General features: G+C 50.9%; 18 protein-coding genes. 2 read left to right on the top strand and 16 right to left on the bottom strand.

Features of this window, described 5'->3' with window-relative positions; genetic code table 11:
• Position 1: 1 nt before the first annotated feature.
• From EDD53_RS13780 to EDD53_RS13770, 3 genes are all read right to left on the bottom strand, one after another.
• Positions 2 to 445, bottom strand: a complete 444-nt coding sequence (locus EDD53_RS13780; RefSeq protein ID WP_123794140.1) for an HPr kinase/phosphorylase — start codon at positions 443 to 445, stop codon at positions 2 to 4.
• Positions 446 to 509: 64 nt separating this feature from the next.
• Complete coding sequence (locus EDD53_RS13775; RefSeq protein ID WP_123794139.1) at positions 510 to 2,246, bottom strand: sensor histidine kinase; 1,737 nt, start codon at positions 2,244 to 2,246, stop codon at positions 510 to 512.
• Positions 2,246 to 2,947: a response regulator transcription factor gene (locus tag EDD53_RS13770; protein ID WP_123794138.1), complete on the bottom strand. Its 702-nt coding sequence runs from the start codon at positions 2,945 to 2,947 to the stop codon at positions 2,246 to 2,248. Before EDD53_RS13770 ends, EDD53_RS13775 begins: the two co-directional genes overlap by 1 nt.
• Before the next feature lie 378 nt (positions 2,948 to 3,325).
• Between EDD53_RS13770 and EDD53_RS13765 the strand changes: the two genes are divergently transcribed.
• A complete protein-coding gene (locus EDD53_RS13765) occupies positions 3,326 to 4,924 on the top strand; it encodes a phosphoenolpyruvate carboxykinase (protein ID WP_123794137.1) in 1,599 nt (532 codons plus the stop codon).
• A gap of 94 nt (positions 4,925 to 5,018) precedes the next feature.
• On the opposite strand, the gene EDD53_RS13760 is transcribed toward EDD53_RS13765, so the two are convergent.
• From EDD53_RS13760 to folK, 13 genes are all read right to left on the bottom strand, one after another.
• A complete protein-coding gene (locus EDD53_RS13760; protein ID WP_123794136.1) occupies positions 5,019 to 5,789 on the bottom strand; it encodes a sulfite exporter TauE/SafE family protein in 771 nt (256 codons plus the stop codon).
• 89 nt (positions 5,790 to 5,878) lie between these two features.
• Positions 5,879 to 6,628 (bottom strand): DNA repair protein RecO, encoded by a 750-nt coding sequence (gene recO, locus EDD53_RS13755; protein ID WP_211331632.1) that lies wholly within the window; start codon positions 6,626 to 6,628, stop codon positions 5,879 to 5,881.
• A gap of 77 nt (positions 6,629 to 6,705) precedes the next feature.
• Positions 6,706 to 7,038 carry a DUF1491 family protein gene (locus EDD53_RS13750; protein ID WP_123794134.1) on the bottom strand — a complete coding sequence of 111 codons (333 nt, stop codon included), beginning with the start codon at positions 7,036 to 7,038 and terminating at the stop codon, positions 6,706 to 6,708.
• 6 nt (positions 7,039 to 7,044) lie between these two features.
• Positions 7,045 to 7,962 (bottom strand): GTPase Era, encoded by a 918-nt coding sequence (gene era, locus EDD53_RS13745; RefSeq protein WP_123794133.1) that lies wholly within the window; start codon positions 7,960 to 7,962, stop codon positions 7,045 to 7,047.
• Positions 7,959 to 8,645: a ribonuclease III gene (gene rnc, locus EDD53_RS13740; protein ID WP_123794132.1), complete on the bottom strand. Its 687-nt coding sequence runs from the start codon at positions 8,643 to 8,645 to the stop codon at positions 7,959 to 7,961. The genes era and rnc overlap by 4 nt, the downstream gene beginning before the upstream one ends.
• Positions 8,642 to 9,418: a signal peptidase I gene (gene lepB / locus EDD53_RS13735; protein WP_123794131.1), complete on the bottom strand. Its 777-nt coding sequence runs from the start codon at positions 9,416 to 9,418 to the stop codon at positions 8,642 to 8,644. Before lepB ends, rnc begins: the two co-directional genes overlap by 4 nt.
• Positions 9,419 to 9,538: 120 nt before the next feature.
• On the bottom strand, positions 9,539 to 9,961 hold the full coding sequence (gene acpS / locus EDD53_RS13730; protein WP_123794130.1) for a holo-ACP synthase: 423 nt from the start codon (positions 9,959 to 9,961) through the stop codon (positions 9,539 to 9,541).
• Between the two features lie 10 nt (positions 9,962 to 9,971).
• Positions 9,972 to 10,595 (bottom strand): LysE family translocator, encoded by a 624-nt coding sequence (locus EDD53_RS13725; protein ID WP_123794129.1) that lies wholly within the window; start codon positions 10,593 to 10,595, stop codon positions 9,972 to 9,974.
• A complete protein-coding gene (locus EDD53_RS13720; RefSeq protein ID WP_123794128.1) occupies positions 10,592 to 11,353 on the bottom strand; it encodes a pyridoxine 5'-phosphate synthase in 762 nt (253 codons plus the stop codon). The genes EDD53_RS13725 and EDD53_RS13720 overlap by 4 nt, the downstream gene beginning before the upstream one ends.
• 127 nt (positions 11,354 to 11,480) lie before the next feature.
• Positions 11,481 to 12,110, bottom strand: coding sequence for a DUF2062 domain-containing protein (locus tag EDD53_RS13715; protein WP_342772334.1), 630 nt, complete (start codon positions 12,108 to 12,110; stop codon positions 11,481 to 11,483).
• Between the two features lie 43 nt (positions 12,111 to 12,153).
• A complete protein-coding gene (locus EDD53_RS13710; RefSeq protein ID WP_123794126.1) occupies positions 12,154 to 14,271 on the bottom strand; it encodes a RelA/SpoT family protein in 2,118 nt (705 codons plus the stop codon).
• A 49-nt stretch (positions 14,272 to 14,320) separates the two neighbouring features.
• Positions 14,321 to 14,674, bottom strand: coding sequence for a DNA-directed RNA polymerase subunit omega (rpoZ, locus tag EDD53_RS13705; RefSeq protein ID WP_123794125.1), 354 nt, complete (start codon positions 14,672 to 14,674; stop codon positions 14,321 to 14,323).
• Positions 14,675 to 14,781: 107 nt separating this feature from the next.
• Positions 14,782 to 15,369, bottom strand: coding sequence for a 2-amino-4-hydroxy-6-hydroxymethyldihydropteridine diphosphokinase (gene folK / locus EDD53_RS13700; protein WP_123794124.1), 588 nt, complete (start codon positions 15,367 to 15,369; stop codon positions 14,782 to 14,784).
• A 129-nt stretch (positions 15,370 to 15,498) separates the two neighbouring features.
• Here folK and EDD53_RS13695 point away from each other — a divergent pair, with 129 nt between their 5' ends.
• Positions 15,499 to 16,068 carry a LabA-like NYN domain-containing protein gene (locus EDD53_RS13695; protein WP_123794123.1) on the top strand — a complete coding sequence of 190 codons (570 nt, stop codon included), beginning with the start codon at positions 15,499 to 15,501 and terminating at the stop codon, positions 16,066 to 16,068.
• Positions 16,069 to 16,095: the final 27 nt, after the last annotated feature.

Below are 16,095 nucleotides of genomic sequence, written 5' to 3'. Positions count from 1 at the left end.
TCTAGGCAATCCGCCCTTCTTTCAACAACTGCATCAAGGCAGCTGCAAAGACTGGGCCGCTGCCTTGATGAATCAATGGTAGATCACATCCAAGTAGGCGCCTTATTCGCCTCGGTGGCAAGCGCTCACTTTCAGGCAGATCTAAGTCAACAACCGCACGGAGTTTACACCTATCAAGCGCTTGAGCTTTGAGTAAGCCCACGCCACGTGCTTCGATCATCCCCTTTATGGCGTTTGGAGCCGACGCATGGATTGCGCTACTTTGCTCATCATATTGCAGCCTTGTCTGATCATCTGACACAAGTTGCGCACCAAAGCCCATCATCAGCAACGCAAGTGACGACTTGCCACTCTTCGATGCGCCTACGATCAAAACGCCACTGTCGGGAGATGTGGCAACACATGTCCCGTGAACAGTCTCAGATTTGGGGGCACCGCTGGGCATGGCTTCCTTTGACGTGACAGGTTTAAAACAAAGCCTGCACGCATGCATGCAGGCCTCGTATCCTTTAGACAGGCAATCCTACGACAAAACGCGCACCAAGGGGCGCAGATGTAATATCAGCATCCGTGGGTCGGATGTTTTCTGACCAAATGACACCACCATGCGCTTCGACAATTTGCTTGGAAATTGCCAAACCAAGGCCAGAATTATTTCCGAATTGGTTGTCAGGACGATGGGAATAGAACCGTTTAAAGATCTTCGACAGGGCTTGCTCTGGGATGCCTGGCCCTGTGTCTTCGACCACCACCAATACACGACTATCGCGTTTGCGCACCCAGACCCGAATAGCATCGCCTTCTTCGCAAAAGGAAATGGCGTTGGTGATCAGATTGACAAAGACTTGTGCCAAACGGGCCTCTAGACCAGATACGACAATCGGACGTTCAGGAAGGTCAGCGATGAACTCAACACCTTTCTCTTGCGCTTCTTGCGAAAGATACTCTGTCAAGTTTGCCAACATTTTGATCAGGTTGAACTCTTCTTCTTCCTCTTTCACCAATTCACTGTCCAAACGCGACGCGTTGGAAATATCCGACACGAGGCGATCAAGACGACGCACGTCATGTTCGATAACATCCAAAAGCTTGGTGCGATGTTCTTCTTTTTTGACCATGCGCAGTGATCCAACGGCAGAACGCAAACTTGCTAATGGGTTTTTAATTTCATGCGCGACATCAGCGGCAAATTGTTCGTTTGCGTCTATGCGATCATAAAGCGCAGAAACCATCCCGCGCAGGGCAGAAGACAGCCGACCGATTTCATCGGGACGGCCGCTGAGGTCAGGTATACGCACACGACCGGGCGCGACCTTCCGACTGTTTCTGTCTCGCCCAACTTCAGCGGCCGCAGCAAGATCGGCCAAAGGATTGGCGATCGTTGATGCTAAAACCAAGCTTAAACCGATTGAAACTAATATAGCGATTACAAAAACTCTCAGGATCTGTTCGCGTTCAACCCGCACCAGTTGGTCAATGTCACCTTTGGCTGAGTGAAGTCCAACAGCGCCAATTGTACGGCTTACGCCGTTTTCAGTCACAAGAATTGGCGCAGCGACTGCAAAGGCAGGCGATCCATTGCTGTCTTGCAACGAGCTGACGCTGATCTCGTTTTGAAGGGCCGTTGCGACAAGCGCAGTGAGATTTTTCTGTTCGCTATCTGTATTTTCTTCTTGCGTACCTTTACGCCCCAGAACTGCAAAGACATTCCAAGCTTTGTTTAGAAAGTCGGAAATAACCGTCGTTTCAACTTGGGTGTTGAGGTTTGCAACCTCCGTAGGCAGCTGCCTTTCCAAGCCATCTGAAGTGCCAATCATTGTGCCGCTTTGGTCGAAAACATAGACGCTTTCGCGCAAGGGCATCAGCAGAACATCGTTCAATGCGGCAAGGTCTTGCGACCCATCACTGCTATCCAACACACCATCACTGCCTGCTGTCAGCGACACCATGTTGGCAATAAGGGCAGCTTGCGACACCATCGCCACCTCACGTTGTTTGACCAAACTGTCGCGGAAGGGGTTCAAATAGAGAATCCCTGCGACCATCAAGATGATCGCAACTAAGTTGAACGTGATGATTTTTTGCGCCAAGGGGGAACGATTGATCGCGATAAAGCGGCGACGCTCGCGCTTGGCACGCAGTTCAGCATCCGAGGTTCGCGGCGCAATCCAATCGTCTCCGAGTACAACATCTGCATCCTCGGAATGCGTTTTCGCGGTTTTATCCATGCGAGAGATCAGAGCCATTATTCTTCGTTGTACCGATAGCCGATGCCGTAGAGTGTCTCGATCGCAGAAAAATCGTCATCTGCAGTCCGCATTTTCTTGCGCAAACGCTTAATGTGGCTGTCGATGGTGCGGTCATCGACATAGACTTGATCGTCATAGGCAACATCCATCAATTGATCGCGTGACTTAACAAAGCCAGGACGTTGTGCCAGCGCCTGCAACAGCAAGAATTCGGTCACGGTCAAGGAAACATCTTTGCCTTTCCACGTGACTGCGTGCCGCAGGGGGTCCATTGACAGCTCGCCACGCGTTAAGGTTTTGGTGTCTTCAGTCTCTGCGATTTCCACACCTTCGAGCGCTTCTTGACGACGCAACAAAGTACGAATGCGTTCCACCAAAAGGCGTTGAGAGAATGGTTTTTTAACGTAATCATCGGCGCCCATCCTCAGGCCAAGGACTTCGTCGATTTCATCATCTTTTGATGTGAGGAAGATCACAGGCATGTTGGTCTTTTGACGCACGCGCTGCAACAGATCCATCCCATCCATGCGCGGCATTTTGATGTCAAATACAGCCATGTCAGGCAGACGTTTATTGAAAGCATCCAACGCTGCCTGTCCGTCGCTGTATGTTTCTACTTCGAACCCTTCGGCTTCGAGGGTCATCGAGACGGATGTCAGAATATTTCTATCATCGTCAACCAATGCGATCCGAGACATAACTTGATTTCCTTTAACTGCTCAATTGGCTCATTTTTTTGCTATCATCGGCCTTTCAAAGAGCCAAGGCAAGAGAAACCGCGAATCACCTGCATTTCGTCTGAAAATTAGATCTGGAAAAACTCAAGAAATGGCTAATTTGTCTCACTTCTCCAATATTTTAGCGGAATTTTGCGGATTAGCGGCACGACCGATGGAAGTGTTTGCGCTAACCTGATGATGGTTGCGCTAACTGTGCACCTCCGTCCTATTTACCCGTTTGGTTTGCATGTTATAGGCTCTATTACCGGCCCCGATCGGCGGCCGCGCGCGAAGGCATATTCGCGAAAACTGACCTCAAAGAGACGCTGCAAAACGAGCGGCGGGGGAGCTTGCAAGATGAAAAACGGACGCGTGAACCCAGATTTCACACTGGACACACAAGGCATCGAGGGACTTGGGAATGTCTATTACAACTTGCTTGAGCCAGCCCTTGTAGAAGAGTCGCTAAAACGTGGTGAAGCTCAACTTGGCAAAGGTGGGTCACTTTTGGTGACAACCGGCACACATACGGGCCGTTCACCGAAAGACAAATTTGTGGTTCGCACCAAAGATGTAGAAGATACAATCTGGTGGGAAAACAACACGCCAATGGCGCCTGATGCTTTTGATGTGCTTTACGCTGATATGATCGCACACATGAAGGGCAAGGACTATTTTGTTCAGGACTTGTTCGGGGGCGCTGATCCAGCGCACCGCTTGGATGTGCGCGTTGTTACAGAACTTGCGTGGCACTCACAGTTTATCCGCACAATGTTGCGCCGCCCCGCTCTTGCTGAGTTGGACGATTTCGTTGCAGATTTCACGATTATCAACTGCCCATCATTCAAAGCGAGCCCAGAAAAACACGGGTGCCGCTCTGAAACAGTTATCGCGATGAACTTTGAGAAAAAAGTGATCTTGATCGGCGGCACAGAATACGCGGGCGAAAACAAGAAATCTGTTTTCACATTGCTCAACTACATTTTGCCCGGCAAAGGCGTTATGGCGATGCACTGCTCTGCAAACCACGCGCCGAACAACCCTGTGGATACAGCGATTTTCTTTGGCCTGTCTGGCACAGGGAAGACCACGCTTTCTGCTGACCCGTCTCGCGTGCTGATAGGGGATGATGAACATGGCTGGTCTGAGCGCGGAACATTCAATTTTGAAGGTGGTTGCTACGCGAAAACGATCAACCTATCTGCGGAAGCTGAACCAGAAATCTACGCCACAACATCTAAATTCGGCACAGTCATCGAAAACATGGTGTTTGACGCCCATACCAAAGAGCTGGATTTCGAAGACAACTCTTTAACCGACAACATGCGATGCGCTTACCCTCTGGATTATATTTCCAACGCGTCAAATACGGCTTTGGGTGGTCATCCGAAAAACATCATATTGCTAACATGTGATGCGTTTGGCGTGCTGCCACCGATTGCACGTTTGACACCCGCACAAGCCATGTACCATTTCTTGTCTGGCTTTACATCCAAGACACCGGGCACTGAGGTTGGTGTGGTTGAACCCATTCCAACCTTCTCAACCTGTTTTGGTGCGCCTTTCATGCCACGCCGTCCAGAAGCTTACGGCAACCTGCTGCGCGATAAGATCGCAAAGCACGGTGCTACATGTTGGTTGGTAAACACAGGCTGGACAGGTGGCGCTTATGGCACAGGGTCTCGGATGCCGATCAAGGCAACGCGCAACTTGTTAACGGCGGCGCTTGATGGTTCTTTGGCTGAAGCGGAATACCGCAAGGATGATAACTTTGGCTTTGAGGTGCCAGTTGCAGTGTCTGGTGTGGCTGATATTTTGCTCGATCCACGTCGCACATGGAACGACAAAGGCGCTTATGACACGCAAGCTCAAAAGCTGGTTTCAATGTTCTCTGATAACTTCGCGCAGTACATTGACTACATCGATGATGACGTAAAAGCCGCTGCAATCGGGTAAGTAGCGTCACCTCTGATATTAAAAGGCGCGCTCTTCCAGCGCGCCTTTTTTATTGCCCAAATCCAATTGGCCAGTGCGCATAGCGCCGCCAGACTTACATCAAACCGCGACGAATAAGATTTAGCCCCGCGACAATCAAAACAAACAAGGTCGCCCGTTTGAATTTTTGTTGATCAAGTCTGTCTTGCACCAAATTCCCCACCTTCTGCCCGATCAACACAGGGAGAATCATAAAAAACGACAAGGGCAAAGTCTGAGCATTCAAGACACCAGAGCGCAAATGCGAAAGACCCAAAACCACAGCGCCAGCGCCAAAGATTACGCCAGTTAAGCGGATTTGTTCTTTTTTCGGTGTCTCTAAAGCGGTCAAATACATCACCGTTAAAGGCCCCCAAATCCCTGCAAGCCCGCCGAGAAATCCAGCAATCGCGCCGACAATAACATCAGCATATCCACGTCCGCTGGGGCTAATGGAAATTGATTTTCCTGACAATAGGACAAGCGCCAAGATCACTATCGGACCACCAAGCATCAAAAATACGGCTTGCTGAGACATTGCCGACACCAATTGCGATGCGATTACGATGACCGCCAAAAGCGTAAAAATATACAGCTTATACTTGGCCGCACTTTTCACCGCTGCCGTCAAGCCGCCCCCGCGTAAAGCTTGCCAAAGGTTGGATAAAACCGTGGGGACAATCAAAGCAGCAATTGCGACTTCAGGGGGAAGAACCGTGGCAAGCCCAGAAACCATAATCATCGGCAAAGCAAAGCCCGTCGCCCCCTTAACAAAGCCCGCGACAAGTGTCACAGCTATGGCAAATACGATGGCCCATAGTGACAGATCGTTGAAAATATAGTCCATATCAAACTCCGCTAGATTGATTTGGAGGCACGCTACTGCGTTTAGTTCAAAACCACACGACGAAAATGTCGATAAGAAATTTCAAACGCTTATCCAGCAAAGGGCGCAGGCTCTTGCGCTGCGCGTTTTCCAAGCCTGTCCATGAAACGATCACGCGCCACAGGAATAGGCCGCCCCCCCATTTCGGCGGCAAAGCGGTTTAGAAAATGGCCCGTGGTCATCATTCCACGTTGGATTTCACGGTATTCAAGCGGTGCTTGCCCTAACAGGCATTGCGGCAGGGGCAACATGCGATCCGCCCATTCACCAGCCCCTTTACGGCTGACCGCACGCCCAGACTTGGGCGACACATAGATCAGATCGTCGCGCCCCCCTGTCGCAGCACATGATGAGAGATCAAGGCCGAAACCAAGCTCTTCCAACATCGACAACTCCCATTGCAAATAATCCAGCGGCCAGTTTGCATCCGTGCCCAACTTGTCCAACAGAGTCATACTGTCGGCATAGAGATAGCTATGCGCCTCGCGTTCAGGCAGGGCAAAGGCCAGCATCGCGGTTATGGAGTTAAGCGCACTCAGAGCCATCGGATCATTCATCACAGCCGCAGCACGGCTTTTGATTGGTTCGAATGTGAAACTGCCCAGTTGGTCTTCAATCCGCGCTTTCCAAGTTAGCGCCACTTGCCCACCAGGTTGCAAATGTGGGGTCATTTTGCGGGATATTCCGCCACGCACCACACCCGCGTGACGCCCGTGATTTTCGGTAAAGACATCTACAATCACCGAGGTTTCGCCGTGCTTTCGCACAGCTAAAACCGCACCTTGATCATGCCATTCGATCACCCGCAGATCCTTACGTTTCTTACATCTAGACTTGCCGTATCGTGCATCCGCAAAAGCTTTTGGTCAATTGCGCGTCAGTCTGACAGGCCGATCTCATTTAAAAGACTTCGCCCTGCACGATCTTCAACTTCGATGATCCACAGATCAGGGTCATAGCCACGTTGCTTGGCCAGTGCATCATCCACGTCGCGCTCTGGGCCGCTGGCCAATTCGACCCATTCGCGCTTGTCGGCCATCATATCAAATTGGCGCGCATAGACGCAGGCCTTGCCATCAAGTGTGTTCACCTTGACCAAAACAGCGCCTGCTGTTGCATCCCCTTTTTTCACAACAAAAACGGGGATATCGTTAAGCCGCAGGCGCGTCAGGTAAGCCGACACCCAAATATCAGCCGTGAGACGCGCCACCTCCAACTAGTTTCCGTCTTTAAAATCAAGGCCCATTTCACCGTAACGCTCGGATTCTTCCAGCCAGTTCGGTCGTACTTTAACTTGTAAAAACAGGTGCACTTTGCGGCCTAAAAATTCATTCAGTTCTTCGCGAGATGCACGGGAAATACGTTTGATTGTTTCACCTTTATGGCCCAGCAAAATGCCTTTGTGGCCATCGCGCGCCACGTAAATCACCTGATCAATACGCGCAGATCCATCTTTGCGTTCTTCCCAACTTTCGGTTTCAACCGTTAATTGGTAAGGTAGCTCTTGGTGCAGCTGAAGTGTCAGCTTTTCCCGCGTCATTTCCGCAGCGATCATCCGCATCGGCAAATCGGCAATCTGATCTTCTGGGTATAGCCACGGGCCAACAGGCACTTCAGAGGCAAGCCAGTCGCGCAAATCATCGACGCCGTGACCTTTTTCTGCAGAGATTAGAAACGTCTTTTTGAAATCGAAACGGTCATTCATTTTGCTGGTCAGAGCCAACAGTTCATCCACAGGCACGCGGTCAATCTTGTTGATCGCAAGTGAAATGTTACGCGCGTCCGTACGCTCTGACAGAGCTTCAAGAATGGCTTCAACGCCCTTGGTCATGCCACGGTGCGCTTCGATCAAAAGCACAACCACATCCGCATCGGCAGCGCCGCCCCAAGCGGCGGCCACCATCGCACGGTCAAGGCGGCGCGTGGGTTTAAAAATGCCTGGCGTGTCTACGAAAACCATTTGGCTATCGCCTTCAATCGCAACACCCCGTATGCGCGCACGCGTGGTCTGCACTTTATGCGTAACAATAGAAACCTTAGCCCCGACCATGCGGTTCAAAAGGGTGGATTTACCTGCATTAGGCTCACCAATCAGGGCGACAAAGCCTGCGCGTGTCGTGGTGTCGTCGGTCATTGTCCGCTCTCCAATTGATCCAATAGCGCCTTGGCGGCGGCCTGTTCAGCATTGCGTTTTGAAGTCGCTTCGGCGCGCATCGTTTGCCCGCTCTGCAACTGTACTTCGATTGTAAACACTGGCGCGTGATCGGGACCAGAGCGTTCAACTTCGACATATTTTGGCGGCAACTGTTTACGAGCCTGCGCCCATTCTTGCAGCGACGTTTTGGGATCACGGCTGTCGGCATCAACGGTTTTGATCCGGTTCGCCCATAATTTCAGAACCACGGCTTGAGCGGCCTCGAACCCTGCATCCTTATAGATGGCGGCGATCACGGCTTCCATCGCGTCGGCCAACAGGGCTTCTTTACGCCGACCACCTGAGAGCATTTCAGATCGGCCAAGCTTAAGCACAGCGCCCAGATCTATGTCGCGGGCGATTTCAGCGCAGGTTTCTTTGCGTACAAGCGCGTTAAACCGAGGGGCAAGCTGACCTTCTGCGGCTTTGGTATCTGCCTCAAACAGGGCACCAGCCATGCTGAGGCCCAAGACACGATCACCTAGAAATTCCAAACGTTGATTGTCTGGCCGCGTGGTAGATGAAAACGAGCTATGCGTCACAGCGCGTGTTAAATATTCGGCGTTTTCAAACTTGTGCCCAAGGCGTGCCTCGAAGGCCTGAAGTTCGGTTGAAATTTTCACACGATTTCCTCAAAAATGCGGTCCCAACGCCATGTCCAGAAAAACAACAGCGACTTCCCTTTGGCAGAGAAAATGACACGATCAACACGACCCAGCAAATATTCTTCGGGGACAAAACCAACGCCCATGGGCTGCGCAATACGGCTATCAGCAGAGTTATCGCGGTTATCACCCATAAAGAAATATTGCTTCGCAGGAACGGTGAAGACTTGAGTGTCATCCATACGCGTTGGGCCAATGTTCAAGATGGTGTGCGCGTGCCCGTCTGGGAAGGTTTCAGTTACGCTTTCTTTCACGCATTCGCCGCCAAACCCAACAGCGGCATTGGAGCATCGTGGCGTGTTTCCACTGCGTCCTTGTGCTTCGAACACTTCTGAAAACGTGCCCGCGTCGGTTTGCTTGGCTTCTTCGCCATTGATGTACAAGACGCCAGATTTCATTTGGATTTTATCGCCAGGCAGGCCGATCAGTCGCTTTACGAAAGCACGATGTTGGGTCGGATGTTGAAACACAACCACATCGCCGCGTTCTGGCGCAGAGTCTAAAATACGCCCTGAGAAGGGACACATAAATTCGAAAGGGCACGAATATTTCGAATACCCGTAGCTCATTTTATTCACGAACAAAAAGTCGCCAACCAATAGGGTACTTTTCATAGAGCTGGAGGGGATAAAGAATGGCTGGAACAGTAAAGAACGAAACAGCCCCGCGATGAGCAAGGCATAGACAACCGTTTTAATTGTCTCGGTCACAGAATCTTTTGCTTTGCTCATATATTCGATCTCACCTTTGATTGGCCAATGGCCGCTAAGTCTGTCGTGCTTTGGGTTTCATGCTCAGAGGGGCGCGTGCTGTCAAGTATATCGCGCGAAACAACCCTATTTGAGCAAGCTTTATAAGGTTTCTTTGATCTTTTCTCGCGCCGAACGCGCTTCGATTACGACAAAGGCCTGCGCCCATGGGTGATCATCGGTCAATGTAACATGGATGATAGCCTCATATCCCTCAGGTGTCATAGCCTCAAGACGCTCTTTGGCCCAGCCCGTGAGTTTCATTGTGGGTTGCCCTGTACGCAGATTGGAAACCCCCATGTCTTTCCACGAAATCCCCATAGCAAGCCCTGTCCCCAAGGCTTTTGAACACGCTTCTTTAGCGGCCCAGCGTTTGGCATAGGTGCCTGCCACATCTTTTCGATTGTCAGCTTTGCGCTGCTCAACATCGGTAAAAACACGATTTTTGAAACGATCACCAAACCGCTCCAACGTGCCTGCAATGCGGTCAATATTGGCTAGATCGCTTCCGATACCTAAAATCATGTCATGCGCCTTATGCCAATTTCGATGTCATCACCTTCAGGGCTGCAGAGCCAAACAAGGTCGCGAAAGTCGCGTCAAAAATTCTGTGTAGTCGTAAATAGCCTGCAGAAACGAAGCGTATTGAAAACACGAGAGCCATGATCGACATCATCACTAAAGAAATCATCACGCAAGACAGACCGACCTGCACAATCGCAAAAATGCCAGCCTGCGCGGGGACGACAACGGCATATAATGATCCCCACAACAGGGGCGCTTTGGGGTTCATCAGGTGAATGGTAAAGCCGCGCGCCCAAGCCTGCGCTAAGCTTTCAGATCGCGCAATCACACTTGGTTTTTGGCCTTGCACAGCACTGCGCGCAGATTTGAAAGCGAGCCACAAAAGGTAACCCGCACCAGCATATCGAATGAGTTCAAATATCCAAACATGCGCCATCATTGCGGCGCCAAGCCCAAAGGCGGCGACAGTGGCCCAAACCATTGATCCGTTCCAAACGCCGACAGCAACAGCCACACCTTTAGCACGCCCACCGCCCATTGCAGCACCAACGATAGCTAAAACCGCAGGGCCAGGAGATGAGACTGCAATCGCCCAACCCAAGAGGATCGGCCAAAGATCAGCAAAGGGGATCACCCGCGCGCCTCATTCATCAAACGACGCATTTCATGGATGGCGGGTTTGAGGCCACGGAAAATCGACTCACCGATAAGGAAGTGACCGATGTTAAGCTCGACGATCTGCGGCAAGGCTGCAATCGGCTGAACGGTGTCATAGGTCAAGCCATGCCCAGCATGTACCTCTAGACCCAGATGGTTGGCAAAATCGGCCATGTCCGTCAGCCGCTTTAACTCATCATCACGGGCGGAAAAATTACCCTCTGCGTGCAGGTCACAATAGGCGCCGGTATGCAATTCAACCACAGCTGCGCCGATACGATGCGCTGCCTCAATTTGAGCGCGATCTGCCGCGATAAAGATCGATACGCGGCTTCCTGCTTCGCGTAGTGGCGCGATAAAATGTGCAAGGCTGTTTTCCTCGCGTGCCACCTCTAATCCACCTTCGGTCGTGCGTTCTTCACGCTTTTCAGGAACAATACAAACCGCGTGAGGCTTGTGGCGCAAGGCGATGGCTTGCATTTCGGGTGTGGCGGCCATTTCAAAATTCAAAGGCACTGAAAGATTCTCAACCAATGCATCGATATCAGCGTCTGTGATATGGCGGCGATCTTCGCGTAGATGCGCTGTGATTCCGTCCGCGCCTGCCTCCTCGGCCAGCTTCGCGGCCCGCACAGGATCTGGATAAGCAGAGCCACGCGCATTGCGCACGGTTGCCACATGATCGATATTCATCCCCAAACGCAGAGGTGCCAAATTTGCCGCCGTATTTTCCATAGTCATGCCTTTCTGTCCGCATAGGCCGAGACTGATCTCAAGACGCGCCTAAGCTCTCTTATCTCGCAAAATAGACTGAGGGATGAGAAAGGAAACCGATAAATCGTGATACACCCCATCACAGGGTTTAACGTGACTTGTTTTTTGACGCCAAAGCGCCTGCTTTGCGACGCAGCTCTTCAAATTTTGATTTTAACCGCCCGCGCCTGCGTTTTTGATAGGCAGTGATCATCGGCAGGCTGACAAAATACGCAACGAGCCCTGCAAGCACGCCTGGAATTAAGCCCCCCACGAGGTAGGGATAGAAAACCTCTTGGCCGAACCGCAACACGCTCTCCCAATTCGGTGTGCCCGAGGAAAAAAGCGCTGTGATATTATAGATGAGATCGTGACCCGCATCGTAAAATTTACCCACGACAGAGCGTTGGTTGTGCGAATCAAACTCTGATCCCAAAATCGCGTGCCCTGTTTGCAGCGAAATGATTGCGATTGGCACATAGGTCAAAGGGTTGCCCGCGAATGTCGCCAAAAGAGCGGCCAATACATTGCCGCGCACCACTTTGGCAACAAGAGCTGCGACAACGAAATGTAATCCGAAAAATGGTGAAAACGCGGTAAAAACCCCAGCGAAGACACCGCGTGCAATGCTATCAGGTGTTCCGGGCAGTCGGTTAAGGCGCAGCTTCATATAGCGGACAGCGCGCGACCAGCCGCCCCTTGGCCAGACCGATTGCTGCACCCACTTGATCAGTGGCAATTTATCTCGGCGCTTGAAAACCACGTTTTCCCCTAAAAGACCCCTAGGGTTTTTTACTCAAATCTCGGAATCTTCGCACGCGAGCGACATCACTTTCAGCTTCAATCGCTAGCATCAATGCGTGAAGATGTTCTACGTCTCTGACATCGGCATCGACAATTACCCGATAGAAATCTGGTTTGCGGTCCATAAATGACATGTCCGAAATATTGGCTTTCTGGTCACCAATCAAGGTACATAGCCGACCAAGAACACCAGCATCATTCGAAATTGTGACATCCAAAGAAACCGCATGAATCGGCCCATGCGGACCAGAATGCCATTGCAGATCGACCCACCTGTCTAAATCGCTTTCAAGCTCTTCCAACGCAGGGCATTCAATGGCATGCAGCATGACCCCCTTACCGCGATAGGTAATACCGACGATCCGTTCGCCCGGCACAGGCTGGCAACACCGTGCACGATTATAGGTTTGATCTTCGCTCAACCCCAGAACAGCACGTTTGGCATCTACGTCGCCAGACGCATGAACCAGCTCGGGGTATACAGATTTCACCGCATCAGAGGCAGACAATTCAGCAGAACCGATACGTGCGAGCAACTCTTGTACCGATGGCAAGGAAAGCTGTTTGGCGGCAGTTGCCAAAGCTTTTTCAGAGGCTTTTTTGCCCACATGTTCAAAGGCCACACGTGCGAGTTCACGCCCCAAACGAACGAAACGCTCACGATCTTCTTCCCGCAGCGATTTGCGGATCGCAGCCTTGGCGCGCCCTGTCACAACGATGTCAATCCAAGTCGATTGAGGTCGTTGCCCCTCGGCTGTCATGATTTCAACAGATTGCCCGTTTTTCATCCGCGTCCAAAGCGGCACACGAATACCATCGACCTTAGCACCGACACAACTATCACCGATACGGGTGTGAATAGCATAGGCGTAATCAAGTGGCGTCGCACCTTTGGGCAGTTTGATCACTTCGCCTTTGGGCGTAAAGCAAAACACCTGATCAGAGTACATTTCGAGCTTAACATGCTCAAGAAATTCACCGTGATCATCGGAGTTTTCAAATCGTTCCGTCAGCTGAGCCAGCCATTTTGCGGGATCGACCGCAAAGGGGTTTTGTGCTCGCACACCATCACGGTATGACCAATGCGCTGCAACACCACTTTCGGCAACTTCGTGCATCTGACGGGTGCGGATTTGCACCTCAACCCGTTTGCCATCGCGACCTGAAACTGTGGTATGAATAGAACGGTAGCCGTTGGTTTTGGGTTGCGAAATATAATCTTTGAAACGCGTCGGGACTGCACGCCACCTTTGGTGAATAACACCCAAGGTACGATAACAATCACTTTCGGATTTCGTCACAATACGAAACCCGTAAATATCGGACAGACGTGAAAAGCTTTGTTGCTTTTCTTCCATTTTACGCCAAATCGAATAGGGCTTTTTTGCGCGCCCGAACACATCAGCCTCGATGCCTTCACGTTCAAGTTCAGTGCGAATGTCATTTGTGATTTTGTGAACCACATCACCCGTTTCGCGCTGCAAGGTAATAAACCGACGAATGATCGAATTGCGCGCCTCGGGATTGATCACACGAAAGCTGAGATCCTCAAGCTCTTCGCGCATCCATTGCATCCCCATCCGCCCAGCAAGCGGTGCAAAGATATCCATGGTTTCGCGGGCTTTTTGCAGCTGCTTTTCAGGGCGCATTGATTTAATCGTGCGCATATTGTGCAGCCGGTCGCCCAGCTTCACCAAGATCACGCGCAGGTCTTTCGACATCGCCATAAACAGCTTGCGGAAATTCTCGGCTTGCTTGGTTTCAGAACTTGAAAGCTGAAGGTTAGTCAGCTTTGTCACACCATCAACCAGCTCGGCCACATCTGTGCCGAACTTGCGCTCGACTTCGCTGTACGTCGAACTGGTGTCTTCGATGGTATCGTGCAAAAGCGCTGTGATGATGGTCGCATCATCAAGAGCCTGTTCGGTCAAAATCGCAGCGACTGCGACGGGATGCGTAAAATATGGCTCGCCAGAATGACGGAACTGACCCTCGTGCATTTCTTTTCCGTAGGCATATGCCTCGCGAATTAGATCAGCATTGGTCTTTGGGTTGTAGTTGCGGACCAGTGCGATCAGGTCTTCGACGTCGATCATTTAGGTCCGCACTCTTCTGCTTATTGCCAGAGCTAAGCTCATGACAGTATTACTGTTGTCCTTGCGCTTCCATCAAAGCACGTAGAAGCTTTTCTTCAGACATATCGTCTTCAACAGGCTGGTCAGTTTCTTGCCCCATAAGAAGCGCCATCTGGTCTTCTTCTGGTTCGTCAACTTCGATCTGAGTCTGGTTCGACTCGATCTGACGCTCACGAAGCGCTGCGGCTGATTGTGTTTCATCTGCGATTTCGCGCAGGGCAACGACAGGGTTCTTGTCGTTGTCACGATCGACGGTCAAAGTTGACCCAGCCGAAATTTCACGCGCACGATGTGATGCGAGCATCACGAGTTCGAAGCGATTAGGAACTTTATCGACGCAATCTTCTACTGTTACGCGAGCCATGAGATCTCCAATTCCAACTGGGCGAGGGATACAAGCGCCCTATTTAGGCCTTCATGTTACAATTGACAAGGCATCATCGACATTAGTTCTGCGCCTTTTTCCAAGAATTATAAGGGTTTTATCCCGTTGATTTCACTTGCAGGCAGTGCATCACACAGCATTTGAGCGGTTTTACCCGAAACAGGATGTCGCCAGTCAGGCCAAACTTCGCACAAAGGAATCAACACGAACCCCCGATCTTCAATACGAGGATGCGGCAATATCAGCTGCTCGGGGGTGGCATTACGTTGGGTTTCGGCAGGGAGATCTCTCCATTCGGTGTAGACTTCCAAGTTTGGCAAAATGCAATTTTCATAGGCCAGAATGTCGATATCAAGGGTTCGCCCCGCCCAGCGCACACCACGCGCCCGCTGAAATTGCGCTTCGATTCTATGCAACACATCCAGCAGTTGGTGCGGAGGCAACGTGGTTTCGACAATAGCGACCAAATTCACGTAATCCGGCCCCATTCCCTCAGGAAAACATGGGGTTTGATAAAATTTACTGCATGCCGTTACGTCAATCGAATTATACCCTAAAGTATCGATAGCAGATGCTATTGTATCTGCTACCCCCCCTTCAGAACTGTCGAGATTCCCCCCAAATGCGAAAACTGCGCGATTTTTCGCGAATTGCGAATAATTATCTCGTTGCAAGGCACTTACCCTATATATTTAGACATGTTCCAACGGGTGGATTTTCCGACTAGCTGTTCTAACTTAATGCCACGCACATCTAAAATTTGACACACCGCCACAGTCAAAACAACCAAAAGGACTAACCGAATGTTCTACAGAGACGAACGTCTCGCTCTTTTCATCGATGGATCGAACCTCTACGCGGCTGCAAAGTCGCTGGGGTTTGACATCGATTACAAATTGCTTCGTCAAGAATTCATGCGCCGCGGAAAACTTCTGCGCGCGTTTTACTACACTGCATTGCTTGAAAACGATGAATATTCACCGATTCGCCCTTTGGTCGATTGGTTGAATTATAACGGCTTCAACATGGTTACTAAGCCCGCAAAAGAATTTACCGACTCAATGGGTCGCCGTAAAATCAAAGGCAATATGGATATCGAACTTGCTGTCGATGCCATGGAGCTTGCCCCACATGTCGATCACATCGTGATATTTTCAGGCGACGGCGATTTCCGCCCCTTGATTGAAAGCCTGCAGCGCCAAGGTGTGCGCGTTTCTGTCGTATCAACGATGCGGTCTCAGCCACCTATGATTGCAGATGAATTGCGCAGACAGGCTGACAACTTCATCGAATTGGAAGATCTGAAAGACGTTGTGGGGCGCCCAACGCGCGAACCACAAGACCTGCCGGAAACTGCAACACCACAAGACTAACGTGCTAAAGTGGCGGTGTTTACTCAG

Source organism: Pacificibacter maritimus (assembly GCF_003814915.1).
GTDB lineage: Bacteria > Pseudomonadota > Alphaproteobacteria > Rhodobacterales > Rhodobacteraceae > Celeribacter > Celeribacter maritimus.
This window is presented reverse-complemented; position numbering and strand designations above follow the sequence as displayed.

Bases quoted from the DNA above. Each gene is read 5' to 3' on its own strand.
- EDD53_RS13720 (WP_123794128.1), bottom strand. From the start codon at position 11,353: ATGGAAAATACGGCGGCAAATTTGGCACCTCTGCGTTTGGGGATGAAT.
- EDD53_RS13780 (WP_123794140.1), bottom strand. From the start codon at position 445: ATGCCCAGCGGTGCCCCCAAATCTGAGACTGTTCACGGGACATGTGTT.
- lepB (WP_123794131.1), bottom strand. From the start codon at position 9,418: ATGAGCAAAGCAAAAGATTCTGTGACCGAGACAATTAAAACGGTTGTC.
- acpS (WP_123794130.1), bottom strand. From the start codon at position 9,961: ATGATTTTAGGTATCGGAAGCGATCTAGCCAATATTGACCGCATTGCA.
- rpoZ (WP_123794125.1), bottom strand. From the start codon at position 14,674: ATGGCTCGCGTAACAGTAGAAGATTGCGTCGATAAAGTTCCTAATCGC.
- EDD53_RS13760 (WP_123794136.1), bottom strand. From the start codon at position 5,789: ATGGACTATATTTTCAACGATCTGTCACTATGGGCCATCGTATTTGCC.
- EDD53_RS13765 (WP_123794137.1), top strand. From the start codon at position 3,326: ATGAAAAACGGACGCGTGAACCCAGATTTCACACTGGACACACAAGGC.
- era (WP_123794133.1), bottom strand. From the start codon at position 7,962: ATGACCGACGACACCACGACACGCGCAGGCTTTGTCGCCCTGATTGGT.
- EDD53_RS13775 (WP_123794139.1), bottom strand. From the start codon at position 2,246: ATGGCTCTGATCTCTCGCATGGATAAAACCGCGAAAACGCATTCCGAG.
- EDD53_RS13710 (WP_123794126.1), bottom strand. From the start codon at position 14,271: ATGATCGACGTCGAAGACCTGATCGCACTGGTCCGCAACTACAACCCA.
- EDD53_RS13695 (WP_123794123.1), top strand. From the start codon at position 15,499: ATGTTCTACAGAGACGAACGTCTCGCTCTTTTCATCGATGGATCGAAC.
- EDD53_RS13770 (WP_123794138.1), bottom strand. From the start codon at position 2,947: ATGTCTCGGATCGCATTGGTTGACGATGATAGAAATATTCTGACATCC.